Source organism: Methylobacterium sp. P5_C11 (assembly GCF_054049775.1).
In genome coordinates this window covers 1-15668 of the sequence record NZ_JBFULS010000065.1, presented here as the reverse complement: position 1 = coordinate 15668, position 15668 = coordinate 1, and the positions used below count along the sequence as shown (strand labels likewise).

14 protein-coding genes are annotated in these 15668 nt (G+C 70.7%); 10 read left to right on the top strand and 4 right to left on the bottom strand.

Features of this window, described 5'->3' with window-relative positions:
• Nucleotides 1-20 precede the first annotated feature (20 nt).
• From ACXJKQ_RS24180 to ACXJKQ_RS24170, 3 genes are all read right to left on the bottom strand, one after another.
• Entirely contained in the window at nt 21-674 is a 654-nt protein-coding gene (locus tag ACXJKQ_RS24180) for a methionine ABC transporter permease (RefSeq protein ID WP_457108238.1), read from the bottom strand.
• A gap of 90 nt (nt 675-764) precedes the next feature.
• Nucleotides 765-1940: a methionine ABC transporter ATP-binding protein gene (locus tag ACXJKQ_RS24175; RefSeq protein ID WP_457108237.1), complete on the bottom strand. Its 1176-nt coding sequence runs from the start codon at nt 1938-1940 to the stop codon at nt 765-767.
• A complete protein-coding gene (locus ACXJKQ_RS24170; RefSeq protein WP_457108236.1) occupies nt 1940-2740 on the bottom strand; it encodes a MetQ/NlpA family ABC transporter substrate-binding protein in 801 nt (266 codons plus the stop codon). The genes ACXJKQ_RS24175 and ACXJKQ_RS24170 overlap by 1 nt, the downstream gene beginning before the upstream one ends.
• Before the next feature lie 724 nt (nt 2741-3464).
• On the opposite strand from ACXJKQ_RS24170, the gene ACXJKQ_RS24165 reads away from it, so the two are divergent.
• The 6 genes from ACXJKQ_RS24165 (at nt 3465) to ACXJKQ_RS24140 (ending at nt 10144) form a co-directional block, all read left to right on the top strand.
• Entirely contained in the window at nt 3465-4688 is a 1224-nt protein-coding gene (locus ACXJKQ_RS24165; protein WP_457108235.1) for a metallophosphoesterase family protein, read from the top strand.
• Nucleotides 4689-4754: 66 nt separating this feature from the next.
• The gene (locus ACXJKQ_RS24160; RefSeq protein WP_457108234.1) at nt 4755-6023 is read left to right on the top strand and encodes an arsenic transporter; all 1269 of its coding nucleotides are present in this window, start codon (nt 4755-4757) and stop codon (nt 6021-6023) included.
• Nucleotides 6024-6053: 30 nt separating this feature from the next.
• The gene (locus tag ACXJKQ_RS24155; protein ID WP_457108233.1) at nt 6054-6977 is read left to right on the top strand and encodes a DMT family transporter; all 924 of its coding nucleotides are present in this window, start codon (nt 6054-6056) and stop codon (nt 6975-6977) included.
• 12 nt (nt 6978-6989) lie between these two features.
• Nucleotides 6990-8387: a TAXI family TRAP transporter solute-binding subunit gene (locus ACXJKQ_RS24150; protein ID WP_457108232.1), complete on the top strand. Its 1398-nt coding sequence runs from the start codon at nt 6990-6992 to the stop codon at nt 8385-8387.
• A 1-nt stretch (nt 8388) separates the two neighbouring features.
• Nucleotides 8389-9795 carry a CHASE3 domain-containing protein gene (locus ACXJKQ_RS24145; RefSeq protein WP_457108231.1) on the top strand — a complete coding sequence of 469 codons (1407 nt, stop codon included), beginning with the start codon at nt 8389-8391 and terminating at the stop codon, nt 9793-9795.
• 112 nt (nt 9796-9907) lie between these two features.
• Nucleotides 9908-10144, top strand: coding sequence for a hypothetical protein (locus ACXJKQ_RS24140; protein ID WP_457108230.1), 237 nt, complete (start codon nt 9908-9910; stop codon nt 10142-10144).
• A gap of 465 nt (nt 10145-10609) precedes the next feature.
• On the opposite strand, the gene ACXJKQ_RS24135 is transcribed toward ACXJKQ_RS24140, so the two are convergent.
• Nucleotides 10610-11416 (bottom strand): trypsin-like serine peptidase, encoded by an 807-nt coding sequence (locus ACXJKQ_RS24135; protein ID WP_457108229.1) that lies wholly within the window; start codon nt 11414-11416, stop codon nt 10610-10612.
• A gap of 368 nt (nt 11417-11784) precedes the next feature.
• Here ACXJKQ_RS24135 and ACXJKQ_RS24130 point away from each other — a divergent pair, with 368 nt between their 5' ends.
• The 4 genes from ACXJKQ_RS24130 to ACXJKQ_RS24115 all read left to right on the top strand — a co-directional run.
• A complete protein-coding gene (locus ACXJKQ_RS24130) occupies nt 11785-13668 on the top strand; it encodes a methanol/ethanol family PQQ-dependent dehydrogenase (RefSeq protein WP_457108228.1) in 1884 nt (627 codons plus the stop codon).
• 193 nt (nt 13669-13861) lie between these two features.
• On the top strand, nt 13862-14770 hold the full coding sequence (gene moxJ / locus ACXJKQ_RS24125) for a methanol oxidation system protein MoxJ (RefSeq protein ID WP_457108227.1): 909 nt from the start codon (nt 13862-13864) through the stop codon (nt 14768-14770).
• A 68-nt stretch (nt 14771-14838) separates the two neighbouring features.
• The gene (gene moxG, locus ACXJKQ_RS24120; protein WP_457108226.1) at nt 14839-15426 is read left to right on the top strand and encodes a cytochrome c(L), periplasmic; all 588 of its coding nucleotides are present in this window, start codon (nt 14839-14841) and stop codon (nt 15424-15426) included.
• 65 nt (nt 15427-15491) lie between these two features.
• Nucleotides 15492-15668 (top strand): transposase (locus ACXJKQ_RS24115; RefSeq protein ID WP_457107571.1); only part of this gene is annotated, 177 nt, incomplete at its 3' end.

Below are 15668 nucleotides of genomic sequence, written 5' to 3'. Positions count from 1 at the left end.
GATCGCTCCGAAGGAATCCGTCAGCGCGCCCGGAGGCGCCGCACCGCGGTGTCGCCCGCGAACTGGACCAGGCAGACGAGGACGATCAGGATCGCGATCACCACCATCATCACGGTTGTGTCGAAGCGCTGGTAGCCGTACCGGATGGCGACGTCGCCAAGACCGCCCGCGCCCACCGCCCCGGCCATCGCGGAGGCGCCGATCATCGACACCACCGTGATGGTGAAGCCGGCTACGATGCCCGGCAGCGCCTCGGGCAGGAGCACGTGGGCCAGGATGTGCCGGCGTCGGCAGCCGATGGATTGGGCGGCCTCGATCAGGCCGGCATCCACCTCCCGCAGCGAGACCTCGGCGATCCGGGCGAAGAAGGGCGTGGCGCTCACCGAGAGAGGCACGACCGCCGCCCAGACACCGATGGTGGTGCCGGCCACCAGCCGGGTGAACGGGATCAGGGCCACCAGCAGCACGATGAACGGCACGGCCCGGAAGCCGTTGACCACGGCCCCGACCACCCGGTTGGCCGTCGGCGCCGGGAAGATGCCGCCGGGTCCGGACGTCACCAGGAACAGCGCCAGGGGAATGCCGGCGAGGACGGCGATCCCGGCCGAGACGCCGACCATGAGCGCGGTGTCGAGGAAGGCCTGTACGAGGCGGTCGATCATCTGCGGGGTCATGCGGGGCTCCGGGTCGGTGGGTTCGCGGGGGAACCGCCCGCGCGGCGGATCGTCTGCCGGGTTCCGCGGTGACGGCGTCCCCTCATCGCCTCACCCCGCCTCCGATTCCGCGCCGAGGTAGCCGAGCCTCTCGACGGCCCCGCCGAGTGCCCGCAGGCGCGCCTCCACGTCCGGATCCGCGCCCGGAACGGCGACCAGCATCCGGCCGACCGCGTGGCCCTGGATCCGCTCGATGCCGGCCTGGAGCAGACGCACCGGCGTGCCCGCCGCCGCCGCGAGGCCGGCGAGATCCGGCGCCCCCTGCCCAGCATAGGCGATGCGCAGGATGGCGGACCCGCCGGGCGTCGGCAGCGGCTGCAGCCGGGCCGACAGATCCGGCGGCAGGCCGCGGGTCAGGGGTTCGAGCAGCGCCCGGGTGGTCGGGTGCTCAGGCGCCCCGAAGACGCGCCAGACCGGCCCGGTCTCCACCACCCGGCCCCGTTCCAGCACCACCACGTCGCTGCAGATCTCGCGGATCACGCTCATCTCGTGGGTGATCAGGATGATCGTGATGCCGAGCCGCCGGTTGATGTCCCGCAGCAGGTCGAGGATCGCCAGCGTCGTTTCCGGGTCGAGGGCGGAGGTCGCCTCGTCGCAGAGCAGGATCTCCGGATCGCTCACGAGCGCCCGGGCGATGCCGACCCGCTGCTTCTGCCCGCCGGAGAGCCGCGACGGGTAGGTGGCGGCCTTGCCCTCCAGACCGACGAGGCGCAGCGCCTCCTCGACCCGGCGGCCGATCTCGGCCCTGGATACGCCGGCGACTTTCAGCGGCAGGGCCACGTTCTGCCGCACGGTCTTGGCCGCCAGCAGGTTGAAGTGCTGGAAGATCATGCCGATCCGCCGGCGCAGGGCGACGAGTCCGTCTGTGCCGAGGGCGTCGACGGGGGCGCCGTCGACCAGCACCCGGCCCGAGGTCGGTGTCTCCAGCCGGTTGACCGTGCGCAGGAGGCTCGACTTGCCCGCCCCCGAGCGGCCGATGATGCCGAAGATCGCTCCGGCCGGAATGGCGAGGTCGACCCGGTCGAGCGCCTGCACCGGTCCGGCGGCGGACAGGTAAGTCTTCGAGACGGACTCGAACCGCACCGTTCCGGCTTCCCGGCCGGGCGCGCCGGCCGGGGCTTGGTCAGTAGCCGGGGCTTGGGCGGTCGCCGCGGCGCCCGGATCCCGCCGTCCGGCCGTGACCGGCCTGCCCGGATCGCGCAGGCTGTCGAAGACGAGGCCGACCATCAGTTCTGCCACGCCAGGAGGTAGAGCTTGTCGCTGTTGGCGAAGGACTTGCGGATCTGCCGCTTCACGGCGTCCGAGTTCTGGAACAGCGTCACGAACTTGCGGATGGCCGGGTCGTCCCTGCGGGATGCCTTGGTGACGAAGCCGACGGCGAAGCGCCTGTCCTCGATGCCGGAATAGATCAGCCCGCTGGTCGGATCGAAGCTGCCCGCCGCCACGATGAAGTGCGGGTACCCCAGGGCGAGGTCGACGTCGCCGGTGATCCGTACGAGTTGTGGCCCTTCGACCTCGGTGAATCTCAGCGTCTTCGGGTTCTCGACGATGTCGTCGAGGGTCCCGAGGAAGCCGACGCCGTCCTTCAGCGTGATCAGGCCGGCCTTCCGGAGGAGCAGCAGACCGCGGCCCTGGTTGACCGGGTCGTTGGCGATCGCCACCGAGCCGCCCGCGGGGATCTCGGCGAAGCTCTTATGCTTCAGCGAGTACAGGCCGATATTGGACAGGATCCCCTGCCCGACGACCTCGAACGCGTAGCCCTTCTGCTTGGCCGCGTTCTCCATGAAAGGGCGGTGCTGGAAGAAGTTCACGTCGATGTCGCCGGCATCCAGCGCGACGTTCGGCGTCGTCCAGTCGCTGAACTCGACGACCTGGACGTCGAGCCCTTCCGCCTTGGCTTCCTGGGCCGCCACGGTGGCGGCATCGCCGTAGGCACCCGGAACGACGCCGATGCGGAGAGTCTCCGCCCGGGCCGGCCATGTGCCGAGGGCGAGCGCCGCGACGGCGAGGAGAGGCAGGAACTTCATCGGGCAGGACTCAGGCAGGAAGGACTCGGACGGGCAGGATTCGGATGGCAACGGGCAATCCCGGCTGCCGACCGCGATGTATTGATCCGCATCCGCACGGCACGCGGGATCTATACCTGGGATCGGCAGGGACCGTTTTGCCCGGATGATCGTCTTCGATCAGATTTAGATCGGATCGACCCACTCCGTAATTCCAAAGATTGTCCTTTCACGACATGAACGCTCTCCATCCAGCCGGGCAACGGAGACGCGAATGCTGCGCGCGGTGCGCGCGGCGCTTCCGGACCGGATCGGCTGCGCGGGGCGCCGCCGCCGTGGACGTGCGGTTCGAGGGCCACGACGTCCCGGACCGCGATCGGTCCGGCCCGGACCGCCGCGCGTGCCGAACCCGGCCCGACGCGTCTCGATGGCCGCGGGGAATCTCGGCCGCCCTGGGTCGATCTGTCGGCGGAGAAGACACCAAGTGTCTGCATTCACGACACTTCAGGCCCTTCGGCCGCGCCTCGGCCGGTGATCACGCAAATGTAGGGTCCCGCCGCCGCGTGCATGGTCCCGAGGCCGGAACTCGGCCGTCTCCGAAACGTCGGGCGGGTCGCGACCACCGTGGCCGATTCCCGGCCGGGGGGCGGACCGGTCTGTCCGGAGGGGGCACGATGGCGGCAGGGAACCGCAGATTGCGCGTGAGGCGTCCGGCCGCGTCCGGCACCGGCGGCGTGTGCGCGCCATGATCGGCGGGCACGGCGTGTTCGCGTTCGCGCATATCGGCGACCTCCATCTGGAGCGGGCCGCCGACCCCCATGCCGCCGACCTGCGGGCGATCCTCGCGGAGGTGGCGGGGCTGCACGGGAACGGCCTCCTCGACTTCGCCTATCTGCCCGGCGACCTCGCCGAGGACGGGCTGGCGGAGCAATATGCGATCCTGCGCGAGGCCCTGGACCGGCACCCGGACCTGCCGGTGCGCCTGATCGCCGGGGATCACGACCGCCAATACGGCACGATGACGGCGTTCGACGCCCTGTTCGCCGACATCGCCGCCAGCCCCCGCGGCGGCGGCCACGCGGCGCGCCGGCACGACCTGCCGCGCCCGCGCGACCCGGCCCCCGTGACGCAGACCTACTACGCCGAGACCATCGCGGGCGTGCGCTGCCTGTTCCTCGACATGATCAGCGCCGGCTACGGCGAGAAGGGGTTCGGCCTCGATTTCCGCCTCGGTCCGCGCCAGCTCGCGTGGCTCGCCGAGGAGCTGGCCCAAGCCGACGACCGGGAACTGCCCTGCGCGGTCTTCGCCCACACCTACCCGGACGACCTCCGCGTGCCCGACGAGCGCGAGGCGCTCTCCGGCCTGATCCGCCATCACGGCGTGCGCCTCGTGGAGATGGGCCACACCCACTACAACGAACTCGCGCCGGACGGCCGCACTCTCTACGCGGCGGCCCGCTCGGTCGGGCAGAACGAGGACGGCGCGGTCGGCTACGCGGTCGCGGCGATCGACGGACCCGCGACGAGCTGGCGCTTCAAGCCCCTCGACCGGGCACGGCCCTTCGTGATGGTCACGAGCCCCGCCGACCGGCGCCTCGCCACCGCCCCCCTCGACGCCCCCGACGGCACGATCACGGTGCGCGCCCTCGTGCTGTCGGACCGGCCGCAGGCCGACTGGCGCTGCCACCTGCGGGTCGATTGCGGGCCGTCCCACCCGATGGTGCCCGACGGCCCCCGCACGGTCCACGCCCGGATCCCGTGGCGGGAGGGCGCGCGCCGTCTCGCCGTGACGGTCACGGACGGCACCGGCAACGCCGACACCGAGGTGATCGAGCCGGTGGGCCTGAACTTCGCGCCACCGCCCGTCCACGACCGCCCCGGCAGCGACGCGCACCGGCTCTCCGCGTGGCCCGAGAAGGGCCTCCGGGGGGATCAGCTCGGCCCGAACCGCAACGGCCGGGACTGGTAGCCGGCCCCACCCGAACGCTGCACACCGCACCGCACGATCCACCCCACCAGAGGACCACCGGAACCGATGGGCGCGCTGACGCTGACTCCCAATCTCGCCACCTGGGCGATCGCCGCCCTCGCGACCCTCGGCGTCATCCTGCGGCCGTTCTCGTGGCCGGAGGCAATCTGGGCCGTGCTCGGCGCCGGCGCGCTCGTCGCCCTCGGGCTGCTCGCCCCCGCCACCGCCTGGGAGGGCGTGCTGAAGGGGACCGACGTCTACCTGTTCCTCGTCGGCATGATGCTGATGTCGGAAGTGGCGCGGAAGGAGGGCCTATTCGATTGGCTCGCCTCGATCGCGGTGCGGGCCGCCAAGGGCTCGGCGACACGGCTGTTCACCCTGGTCTACCTCGTCGGCACCGTGGTCACGGTGTTCCTGTCGAACGACGCCTGCGCGGTGGTGCTCACCCCGGCCGTCTACGCGGCCACCAAGGCCGCCAAGGTGAAGAACCCCCTCCCCTACCTGTTCATCTGCGCCTTCATCGCCAACGCGGCGAGCTTCGTGCTGCCGATCTCGAACCCGGCGAACCTCGTGGTCTTCGCCGCCCACATGCCGCCGCTGGTGCGCTGGCTCTGCCTGTTCGCCCTGCCCTCTCTGCTCGCCATCGCCACGACCTACGCGGTGCTGCGCGTGACCCAGGGCAAGACCCTGCGCGGGCAGGAGGTTGCCATCGATGTCGAGGCCGTGTCGCTCTCCCGCACCGGTCTCGTCGCGGGGATCGGCATCGTGGCCACCGGCGGCGTGCTGATCGGGGCCTCGGCGCTGGGGCTCGACCTCGGCCTGCCGACCTTCGTGGCGGGGCTCGCCACCACCGCCGTGGTGCTGCTGCTCAAGCGCGGCGGCCTCGTCGAGGTGGCCAAGGACGTATCGTGGAGCGTGCTGCCGCTGGTGGCCGGCCTGTTCGTGCTGGTGGAGGCCCTGGAGAAGACCGGGGTACTGGCGATGCTGGCGGACCTCCTCAAGGGCTACGCGCACGCCGCCCCGGAGGCCACCGCCTGGGGGGCGGGCGGCCTGATCGCGGTGCTGTGCAACCTCGTCAACAACCTGCCGGCCGGCCTGATCGCGGGCGCCGCCGTGCAGGCCGCCGACGTGCCCGAGAAGGTGGCGGGCGCGATCCTGATCGGCGTCGACCTCGGCCCGAACCTGTCGGTGACGGGCTCGCTGGCGACCATCCTCTGGCTCACCGCCATCCGCCGCGAGGGCCAGGATGTCGGCGCCTGGACCTTCCTCAAGCTCGGCCTGCTGGTGATGCCGCCGGCCCTGGTGCTGGCGCTCGCCGGCCTGCTCCTCGTCTGATCCGATCCCGGAAACCCAAGGTCCCCGCGCGTGACGGCTGCCCTCCTCTATCCCTTCATCCTGGTGGCGGGCGCGCTGCAGGCGATCGGCAACGCCATGAACGCGCAGCTGCGCGGCCGGCTCGTCAACCCGTGGCTCGCCGCGACGGTGTCGTTCCTGCCGATCGTCTTCGTGTTCACGACGCTGTTCTTCACGATGCCGACGCCGCTGCCGAGCCTCGACAGCTTGAGCAAGATGCCCTGGTACGCGCCGCTCGGGGGCCTGGCCGGCGCGGTGGCGGTGTTCGGCGGCCTCGCCTTCATCGACAAGGTCGGCGCCGGCCCGTTCAACGGCCTGACGCTCACCGCCAACATCCTCACCTCCCTGGCGATGGACGCCCTCGGCCTGTTCGGCCTGCAGGCCGCGGGCTTCAAGCCGATGCCCTGGCTCGGCGGCCTGCTGATGGCGGTCGGCGTGACCTTCATCGCGCGCTCCGGGGGCAAGAGCGACGGCGGGGAGGGCCACGGCATGTCCGGCAAGCTGCTCTACCCGTTCATCCTCGTGGCCGGCGCCCTGATGGCGATCGGCGTGGTCTGGAACGCCCAGCTGCGGGGCGCCCTGGAGAATCCCTGGCTCGCCGCGACGGTGTCGTTCGTGCCCGTCGTGTTCGTGTTCGCGCTGGTGTTCCTGCTGCGGCCGACGCCACTGCCGACCCGGGAGGATCTCGCGGGCGTCCGCTGGTGGATGCCGCTCGCCGGGATCACCGGGGCGGTGGCGGTGTTCGCCGGGCTGCTCTTCGTCGACAAGGTCGGGGCCGGGGCCTTCAACGGCCTGCTGATTACCGCCAACCTCCTGACCTCGGTGGCGCTGGACCATTTCGGCTGGTTTGGGATGAAGCGGGTCAAGGCCGGTGCGCCGCGCCTGATCGGCGCCGCCGTGATGGTGGCCGGCATCGTCCTGATCTCGCTGTTCTGAGGCGCAGGCACGATGGGGAGCCTGCCCGCCTGGTTGCTGCGCCGGGACCTGCTCCTCCTGGCGGGCGCCGTCCTCCTGGGCGCGGGCGGGATCGCGGCGTGGGTGCTGCTCCAGGCGACGATCCTGACCATCGCGGTCGCCCCCCGCGACGGCACCGAGCCCGGCCTGATCAAGGCCTACGCGGACGCGCTCGATGCGGCGCACGAGAACGTTCGGCTGAAGATCCTGGCCTTCGACGACGTGCGCGAGAGCGCCGCCGCCCTTCAGGACGGCCGGGCCGACCTCGCGGTGGTCCGTCCCGACGTGCTGCTGCCGACGAACGGGCTGACCCTGGCGATCCTGCGCGACCAGGCGATGATCATCGCCTCGCCGGACCAGGCCGGGATCACGAGCTTCCCGAAGCTCGCCGGCCGGCGGCTCGGCATCGCGGCGCATCGGGACGCCGACCTCTGGCTGCTGCGGAACATCCTCGGCTATTACGGCCTCACCCTGGAGGAGGCGGCCGGTCCCGCGCGGGATTCGACGGTCCTCCTGGTCCCGGTCGACCAGGAGGCGGTGGCCGGCGCCTTCCGCGAGAAGCGGATCGACGCCTTTGTCAGCATCATCGCCCCGTCCGCGCCGAAGGCGCTCGCCCTGGTGGCGGCCGTGCAGGGCGTCGCCCGCGGCGGCAAGGTGGCGTTCGTCGCCGTGGAGGACGACGGCGCCGTGATCGAGCGCTTCCCGCGGCTCCAGGCGGTGAGCGTCCCGGGCGGCCTGTTCGGCGGCCGCCCGAAGCTGCCGGCCGACGACGTGAAGACGGTGGGCGCCTCGTACCGGCTGATGGCCCGGGCTTCCCTGAGCCGGGTGGTCGCGGCCGACGTGACCCAGCAGCTGTTCGAGAAGCGCAGCGCCGCCGCGCAGGCCACCGACGCCGCCGAGTACGTCCAGGCCCCGGCCTACGACACGACCGTGGCGGCCACCAGCGCCCGCATCCCGATCCATCCCGGCGCGATCGACTATTACGAGCGCGACCAGCACGGCTTCATCGAGCGCTACGGCGACACCCTCTATCTCCTGGGCGCGCTGGCGGGCGGCCTCGTCTCGATGCTCGCCTGGATTCGGCAGCGCCTCGCCGGCCTGCGCCGGGAGCGCATCGACGAGATCATGGACCGTCTCCTGGAGATCGCCCGGCAGGCCCGGGCGCTGCGCGACCCGGCGGCGATCGAGGCGCTCACCGTCGAGGTCGACGCGCTGGCCATGGACGTGGTGCGCTACGCCCGGGAACGGGAGCCGGACCCGCGGACCATGTCGGCGGCCTCGGTCGCGATCGACACGGCCCGGGCGAGCATCGCGGATTGCCGGAGCCGGGCCGAAGAAGGCGGGGCGCGGACCGGGCGGTCGGTGCGGCTCCACGGCGCGGGCGGGGTCTGACATGGCGGTCTCGACCGTCCCGGCGCCGGACCGGGCCGATCCCGCGCCGGAGGGCGGCCCCGTCCGGGCGCGCGTCGCGGCGCGGGTGCAGCGATCGCTGCGCTCGCGCACCGTGACCTGGATGACGGTGGGGTTCGCCACGATCCTGGTGATGACCGCCATCGCCCTCGGCGCCTTCGTCTACCAGCAGCGCGGCACCGATGCCGTGCGCCACACCGTGGCGGTGGACGGGCGCCTCGCCCGGGTGCTGTCGGCCGTGCAGGACGCCGAGACCGGCCAGCGCGGCTACCTGCTCACCGGCGACGAGGCCTTCCTGCGGCCCTTCACGGAGGGCCGCGCGAATGTCGACCGCCAGCTCGACCGGCTGCGCGCGCTGGTGCGGGACGACGCCGCGCAGCGGGTGCAGCTCGACGCCCTCGCGGAGCTGATCCGCGAGAAGCTCGACGAACTCGGCGCCAGCGTCGCGCTGAGCCGCAGGGGCGACCTCACGGCCGCCCGCGACTCCGTGGCGGACGGGCGCGGCAAGCAGGTGATGGACGCGATCCGCGACCTCGTGCGGCGCATGGAGACGCACGAGGCGGACCGGATGGAGCGGCGGCAGACGGCGGTCTCGCGGATCGCCCTGGCGATCTGGATCATGATCGGCGCCCTCGCCGTCCTGTTCGTGCTGTTCTCTGCCTCGGCCCTGCGCGAGGCCACGCGGCGCAACCGCCTGTCGCGGTTCCTGCCGCAGGAGCTGGTCCTGCGGCTCGCCGACGACGACGGGAGCCTGAAGGCCGGCCGTCGGCAGCAGGCGGCCATCGTGTTCATCGACATGCGTGGCTCCACCACCCTGGCCGAGAGCCTGGATCCGCACCGGCTCTCCGAGTTCCTGTCGGCCTTCCGGCGGCGGGTGACCCGCCTCGCTCGGCTACGCGGTGGCGTGGTCGACAAGTTCATCGGCGACGGCGCCCTGGTGGTGTTTGGGCTGCCGGAACCCCGGCCCGACGACGCCGCTCGCGCCCTCGCCTTCGCCCGGGATCTCGTGGCCGTGATCGCCCGCTGGACCGACAGGGGCGCGTCGACGGAGCCCGTGCGCATCGGCGTCGGCGTCCATTACGGCGCGGTGTTCTGCGGCATCATCGGCGAGGCGGCGCGCTACGAGTTCACGGTCCTGGGCGATGCCGTCAACGTCGCGGCCCGCCTCGAGCAGGCCACCAAGGTCCACGGCGTCCCGATCCTGGCCTCGGAGGCGGCGCTGCGGGCCGCCGGGGCCGCCGCCGCGGCGTGGCGCGAGGTCAGCCGCGAGCCCCTGCGCGGCCGCCGGGAGCGCATGGCCTACCTCACGCCCGCCGAACCGGAGCCGCGCGCGGCGCCCCCTCCCCCGGAAGAAGATTCGCCACATCCGGGGGTCGGAACGGCCCTCTGAGAAGAACCCGTTCGTCGTGCGCGCGAATGAGAGAACAAGCGTCTCCCCGCGGGAGCAAATTCGAAAGACGCGTCCATTGCGGAGGGGCGGGCCGAGGGCGACATTCAGCGTCATGCGCAGCGCCCCCGAAAACCAATCGACGGCCTTCGATCCGTTCGGCGAGCCCGTCACCGAGGGCGTGGCGCGCGCCTGCCCGGACGCCGCCGGCGACCGCACGGCCCGGCGCGTCGGAGGCGCGGTGTTCTGGACCCTGGCCCTGGCGATCCTGGCCGGGCGGGTCTACGCCTACGATCTTCCGGTCGTGCAGGCCGTCGCCACCCACGCAGCGCAGGCGCTCGCCCTGCGCTGACGCAGCCCGCTCCCGCGACCGATCCGGCCTTCAGCACGCGTCCGCCAAGCAGTCCACGATCGCGCCGGCATCGGCCGGTTCGATGGGGGCGTCAGGGGCCTTGATGACCTTGGAGACCTCAGCCTTCAAGGAGGCCTTTCCGCGGGCGGGCGGCTGCGTGGCGATGTAATCCGCCGCGTGGCAAGTCTAGCCTTGGCCTGGGCCGCCTCGTAGCCCGCGGCGGGGTTGCCGCCGGTCCCGTCCCTGGGGGACCGAAGCTGTGCCGTCGGGTCCGGAGGCGCGCTTGGGTATGGCGCGCGCCCGCTCGCCGGTTCCGCGTGCGCGCCGGGCCTCTGGAGGTCATTGCCGTGGTGGTTGTCCATCCGGGCGGGCGGCGCGACGTCGGGTTGCAGCGGAGCCGGCCCCGGAGCCGGCGGAGGGTCGACCCCGGCAGAGGCCCCCGAGGACGAGATCCGCCCGGAACGGCTACTCGCGGGCTCGGGCCTTCAGGGCCTCGCGGAGCCGGCCCTCGATCAGCAGGGCCGAGCCGTAGTGGAACTCGATGTCGAAGGCGTGGCGCAGGTTCATCGCCAGCGACGCGCTCTGCATCGCGAGGAGACGGCCGTTCGCGTCGAACAGGCCCGAGCCCGACCCGCCGTAGCCGTCGTTGCAATCGTGGCGGGCACGGCGGGTCGCGCCTTCGCTCGGCAGATCGATCCGCCGTACGGTGCAGGATTCCCGGCTGCTCTGACCGCGGTAGTTCTCGTGGCTCGCCGGGGAAACCATCGTCACCGGGAGCGCCAAGTCGCCGGTCGGAAAATCGGGCGGGTCCGGGATCGGTTGGGGCCGCGCCCCGGCCGGCTCGGCGAGGCGCAGGAGCGCCCAGTCGTCGGTGATGTGCAGGCGCCTTGCCTCCGGCTCGACGCCGAGTTCCAGGACGTCCGGCACGAAGGCGTAGTTGCGGCCGGCGATCTGGAAGTGACAGTCTGCGACCGCGCGGGTGACCTCCAGCTGGCGCGTGCGGAAATTGTGCGCGTTCGTCAGCACCAGGGAAGGGCTCCCGATCAGCCAGGCGGCGGCAGCCTTCCGGGGGATCCCGTCCGGGCGGCGGCACCACAGGATCCCCGCGCCGGGAAAGCGCTCTAGGTCCGCCCCGGTCAGTTCGCGACGGCCGTCCTGCGGGTAGAGCGCCGCGAGGCGTCGTCCCCCGTCGGTCTCGGCCGCCGGGGCCGGCGTCACGAGGCAGGCGGCCAGCGCCAGAGAGCGGGCCGCACCGCCCATGACAAGACCCATCGTGTCCTCCCGCCGCGGATCGGCCGACGGTTCCGTGCCCGCGCGCCCGCCTATCGTTCCCGCCTGTCTGGGATGGACATCCGCCTTCGGTCAAGACTCGATTGATCTTACCAAATGTCCGACTTCCTATTGCCGGATCATCCCGAAAAGAAATGTTTCGTTTTGCAAAGACACGCATTACGAGCCGTGCGAATAATCAACTGGCGCAAAACGATAATAAGTCTTTCATAAGCTTAGTTAATACTGGAAACGATCCAGACATCGCGACGCTGAATGCGAATAGTCCGTCGAAAGACGTGTCGCCATCGAATGAACACCACCATGACTGCGAGGCCAAACGGCGTGGCAGTCCGGCGAGGAGACGCAGGATGATCAGGCTCCGGAATTCCGTCTCGGCAATGGCGATCATGGCGCTCGCGCCGGTCGCCATGGCGGGCGTGGCGCAGGCCAACGACAAGCTCGTCGAGCAATCGAAGAGCGACGAGAACTGGTTGATGCCCGGTAAGAACTACGACTCGAACAACTACAGCGAGCTGACGCAGATCAACAAGAGCAACGTCAAGCAGCTCAAGCCGGCCTGGACGTTCTCCACCGGCCTGCTCAACGGCCACGAGGGCGCGCCGCTCGTCGTCGACGGCGTCATGTACATCCACACCTCGTTCCCCAACAACACCTTCGCTCTCGGCCTCGACGATCCGGGCAAGATCCTGTGGCAGGACAAGCCCAAGCAGAACCCGGCCGCGCGCTCGGTGGCCTGCTGCGATCTCGTCAACCGCGGCCTCGCCTACTGGCCCGGCGACGGCAAGACCCCGGCGCTGATCCTCAAGACCCAGCTCGACGGCAACGTCGCCGCCCTCAACGCACAGACCGGCGAGACGGTGTGGAAGGTCGAGAACTCCGACATCAAGGTCGGCTCGACCCTCACGATCGCCCCCTACGTGGTGAAGGACAAGGTGATCATCGGCTCCTCGGGCGCCGAGCTCGGCGTGCGCGGCTACCTGACCGCCTACGACGTCAAGACCGGCGCGCAGGTCTGGCGCGCCTACGCCACCGGCCCGGACGAGGACCTGCTGCTCGCCAAGGACTTCAACATCCACAACGCCCATTACGGCCAGAAGGGCCTCGGCACCGCGACCTGGGAGGGTGACGCCTGGAAGATCGGCGGCGGCACCAACTGGGGCTGGTACGCCTACGATCCGGGCACCAACCTGATCTACTTCGGCACCGGCAACCCGGCGCCGTGGAACGAGACCATGCGTCCCGGCGACAACAAGTGGACGATGACGATCTTCGGCCGCGACGCCGACACCGGCGAGGCGAAGTTCGGCTACCAGAAGACCCCGCACGACGAGTGGGACTATGCCGGCGTCAACGTGGTGATGCTGTCCGACCAGAAGGACAAGGACGGGACGATGAGGAAGCTCCTCACCCACCCGGACCGCAACGGCATCGTCTACACCCTCGACCGGACGGACGGCACGCTGGTCTCGGCCAACAAGATCGACGACACCGTCAACGTGTTCAAGTCGGTGGATCTGAAGACCGGCACGCCGGTGCGCGATCCGGAATACGGCACCCGGATGGACCACCTGGCCAAGGACATCTGTCCCTCGGCGATGGGCTACCACAACCAGGGCCACGATTCCTACGACCCGAAGCGGCAAGCCTTCTACATGGGCATCAACCACATCTGCATGGATTGGGAGCCCTTCATGCTGCCCTACCGGGCGGGTCAGTTCTTCGTCGGTGCGACGCTGAACATGTATCCGGGCCCGAAGGGTGACCGTCAGAACTACGAGGGCCTCGGTCAGATCAAGAGCTACAACGCCATCACGGGCAAGTTCAACTGGGAGAAGATGGAGCGCTTCGCGGTCTGGGGCGGCACCACCGCCACCGCCGGCGACCTCGTCCTCTACGGGACGCTGGACGGCTTCATCAAGGCGCGCGACTCCGACAACGGCGACCTCCTCTGGAAGTTCAAGCTGCCGTCGGGCGCCATCGGCTACCCGATCACCTACACCCACAAGGGCACGCAGTACGTCGCCATCTACTACGGCGTCGGCGGCTGGCCGGGCGTGGGCCTGGTGTTCGACCTCGCCGACCCGACCGCCGGTCTCGGTGCGGTGGGCGCCTTCAAGAAGCTCGCCAACTACACCCAGATGGGCGGTGGCGTGATGGTGTTCTCGCTGGACGGCAAGGGTCCCTACGACGACCCGAACGTCGGCGAGTACGCGCAGCACGCGGCCAAGTGAGGCCTGCGCGGTAGGCTTCCCAGCGAGGCCCGCCGCCTCCTGCCGACCTCCTGCCGGCCTACCGGCCGGCGGGAGGTCGGGACGGATCCGGACGGGCGGTGCACCGCGATGCCCGCCAACCCGGCCCCGTCTCTCGGCCGCGTCCCTCTAGGACACGCCACAAGAAACGCTGCGACAACAGGGATCAACGTCCATGCCGCGCCCGTGCGCCCGCATCCTGGCGGCCCGCTTCGCCGCCGTCCTGACGCTCGCCGCCCTGGCCGCCGGGCCAGCGACGGCGCAGGAATCCGAGGCCCAGGCCATCCAGTCGGAGCCCGGCAAGGCCCCGGCCGCGCCGCCGGCCGACCCGGCGACCCTGCGGATCTGCGCCTCCGAGAAGCAGCCGCCGCTCTCGATGAGGGACGGCTCGGGGCTCGAGAACCGCGTCGCGGTCGCCGTCGCCGAGGCGATGGGGAAGAAGCCCGTCTTCGTCTGGCTCCCGAAGCCCGCGATCTACCTCGTCCGCGACGGCCTGGAGAAGCGGACCTGCGACGTGGTCGTCGGCCTCGACAGCGACGATCCGCGGGTGCTGACCACCCGGCCGTACTACCGGAGCGGCTACGTCTTCATCACGCGCGCCGACAAGGATCTCGACGTGAAGTCCTGGTCCGACCCGCGGCTCAAGACCCTCGACCACATGGTGGTGCCGTTCGGATCCCCCGGCGAGGCGATGCTCAAGGATATCGGCCGCTACGAGGAGGACATGGCCTACCTCTACTCGCTGGTGAACTTCCGCTCGCCGCGCAACCAGTACACCCAGATCGACCCGGGCCGCATCGTCAGCGAGGTCGCCAACGACAAGGCCGATGTCGGCGTCGCCTTCGGTCCGGACGTGGCCCGCTACGTCAAGGAGTCCCCGACGCCCCTGCGCATGACGCTGGTCCCGGCCGACACGGTCGGCAGCGACGGCCGCAAGGTCCCGCAGGTCTTCGACCAGTCGATGGGCGTGCGCAAGGACGACGAGGCCCTCCGCAAGGCCCTCGACGCCGGGATCGAGAAGGCCCGGCCGGCGATCGCCGCGATCCTCAAGCAGGACGGTGTGCCGGTCGTCGCTTCGAACTGAGGCCGCCCCGCCGAGACCGGCCCGGCGCGCCCGGGCCATCGATCAGGACATCAGGACCCGCTCAACAGATGCTCATCGTACGTTCGGCCCGCGTCGCCCTTCTCACCCTCGCCGCGGCGATGCCCGTCGCGGCCCACGCCCAGCCCCAGTCCGGCCCGCAGACCGGCATCGTCTTCCGCAACACCATCACCGGCGAGGCGATGGACACGGCCGAGGGCAAGCCGGGCGGGCGGGACTCGCAGGCGGTCAAGACCTTCTTCCAGAGCGGCAAGAATCTCTACATCGACGACAAGTCCTGCCTGCGCAACGGCGAGAGCCTGTTCCTGACCTCGTGCTCCGGCTGCCACGGCCATCTCGGCGAGGGCAAGGTCGGGCCAGGCCTCAACGACGATTACTGGACCTACCCGGCGAACACGACCGATGTCGGCCTGTTCGCGACCCTCTGGGGCGGCGCCAACGGCATGATGGGACCGCACAACGAGGATCTCAATCCCGACGAGATGCTGCAGGTCATCGCCTGGATCCGTCATCTCTACACGGGTCCGGTGAAGGATGCCGAGTGGCTCACCGACGCGCAGAAGAAGACCTACACGCCCTTCAAGGAGGGCGAGACCTTTGCCAAGGACGTGCCCGGCCAGTGCGAGCCGCTGGACTAGGGCCTGTCGTCGCCTGAACGGACTGGCGGGGCTTGCGTTTTCGTCTCTCCAAGGCAGGAGGGATGATGCTGAGCGACGCGCAATGGTCTGAGCTGGAGCCGCTGGTCGAGGCGTGCCGTCCGAAGGCCAAGACGCCACCGCAGGACCTGCAACGCACACTCTCGGCCATTCTCTGGCGGCATCAGAACGGGGCGAAATGGCGGGCCATTCCGGAGGATCTTGGTCCTTGGTGGCGGGCCGCA

What these genes read in the sequence shown, in the direction of transcription:
- ACXJKQ_RS24180 (WP_457108238.1), bottom strand. Translation starts at nt 674, where the DNA reads ATGACCCCGCAGATGATCGACCGCCTCGTACAGGCCTTCCTCGACACC.
- ACXJKQ_RS24175 (WP_457108237.1), bottom strand. Translation starts at nt 1,940, where the DNA reads ATGGTCGGCCTCGTCTTCGACAGCCTGCGCGATCCGGGCAGGCCGGTC.
- ACXJKQ_RS24170 (WP_457108236.1), bottom strand. Translation starts at nt 2,740, where the DNA reads ATGAAGTTCCTGCCTCTCCTCGCCGTCGCGGCGCTCGCCCTCGGCACA.
- ACXJKQ_RS24165 (WP_457108235.1), top strand. Translation starts at nt 3,465, where the DNA reads ATGATCGGCGGGCACGGCGTGTTCGCGTTCGCGCATATCGGCGACCTC.
- ACXJKQ_RS24160 (WP_457108234.1), top strand. Translation starts at nt 4,755, where the DNA reads ATGGGCGCGCTGACGCTGACTCCCAATCTCGCCACCTGGGCGATCGCC.
- ACXJKQ_RS24150 (WP_457108232.1), top strand. Translation starts at nt 6,990, where the DNA reads ATGGGGAGCCTGCCCGCCTGGTTGCTGCGCCGGGACCTGCTCCTCCTG.
- ACXJKQ_RS24145 (WP_457108231.1), top strand. Translation starts at nt 8,389, where the DNA reads ATGGCGGTCTCGACCGTCCCGGCGCCGGACCGGGCCGATCCCGCGCCG.
- ACXJKQ_RS24140 (WP_457108230.1), top strand. Translation starts at nt 9,908, where the DNA reads ATGCGCAGCGCCCCCGAAAACCAATCGACGGCCTTCGATCCGTTCGGC.
- ACXJKQ_RS24135 (WP_457108229.1), bottom strand. Translation starts at nt 11,416, where the DNA reads ATGGGTCTTGTCATGGGCGGTGCGGCCCGCTCTCTGGCGCTGGCCGCC.
- ACXJKQ_RS24130 (WP_457108228.1), top strand. Translation starts at nt 11,785, where the DNA reads ATGATCAGGCTCCGGAATTCCGTCTCGGCAATGGCGATCATGGCGCTC.
- moxJ (WP_457108227.1), top strand. Translation starts at nt 13,862, where the DNA reads ATGCCGCGCCCGTGCGCCCGCATCCTGGCGGCCCGCTTCGCCGCCGTC.
- moxG (WP_457108226.1), top strand. Translation starts at nt 14,839, where the DNA reads ATGCTCATCGTACGTTCGGCCCGCGTCGCCCTTCTCACCCTCGCCGCG.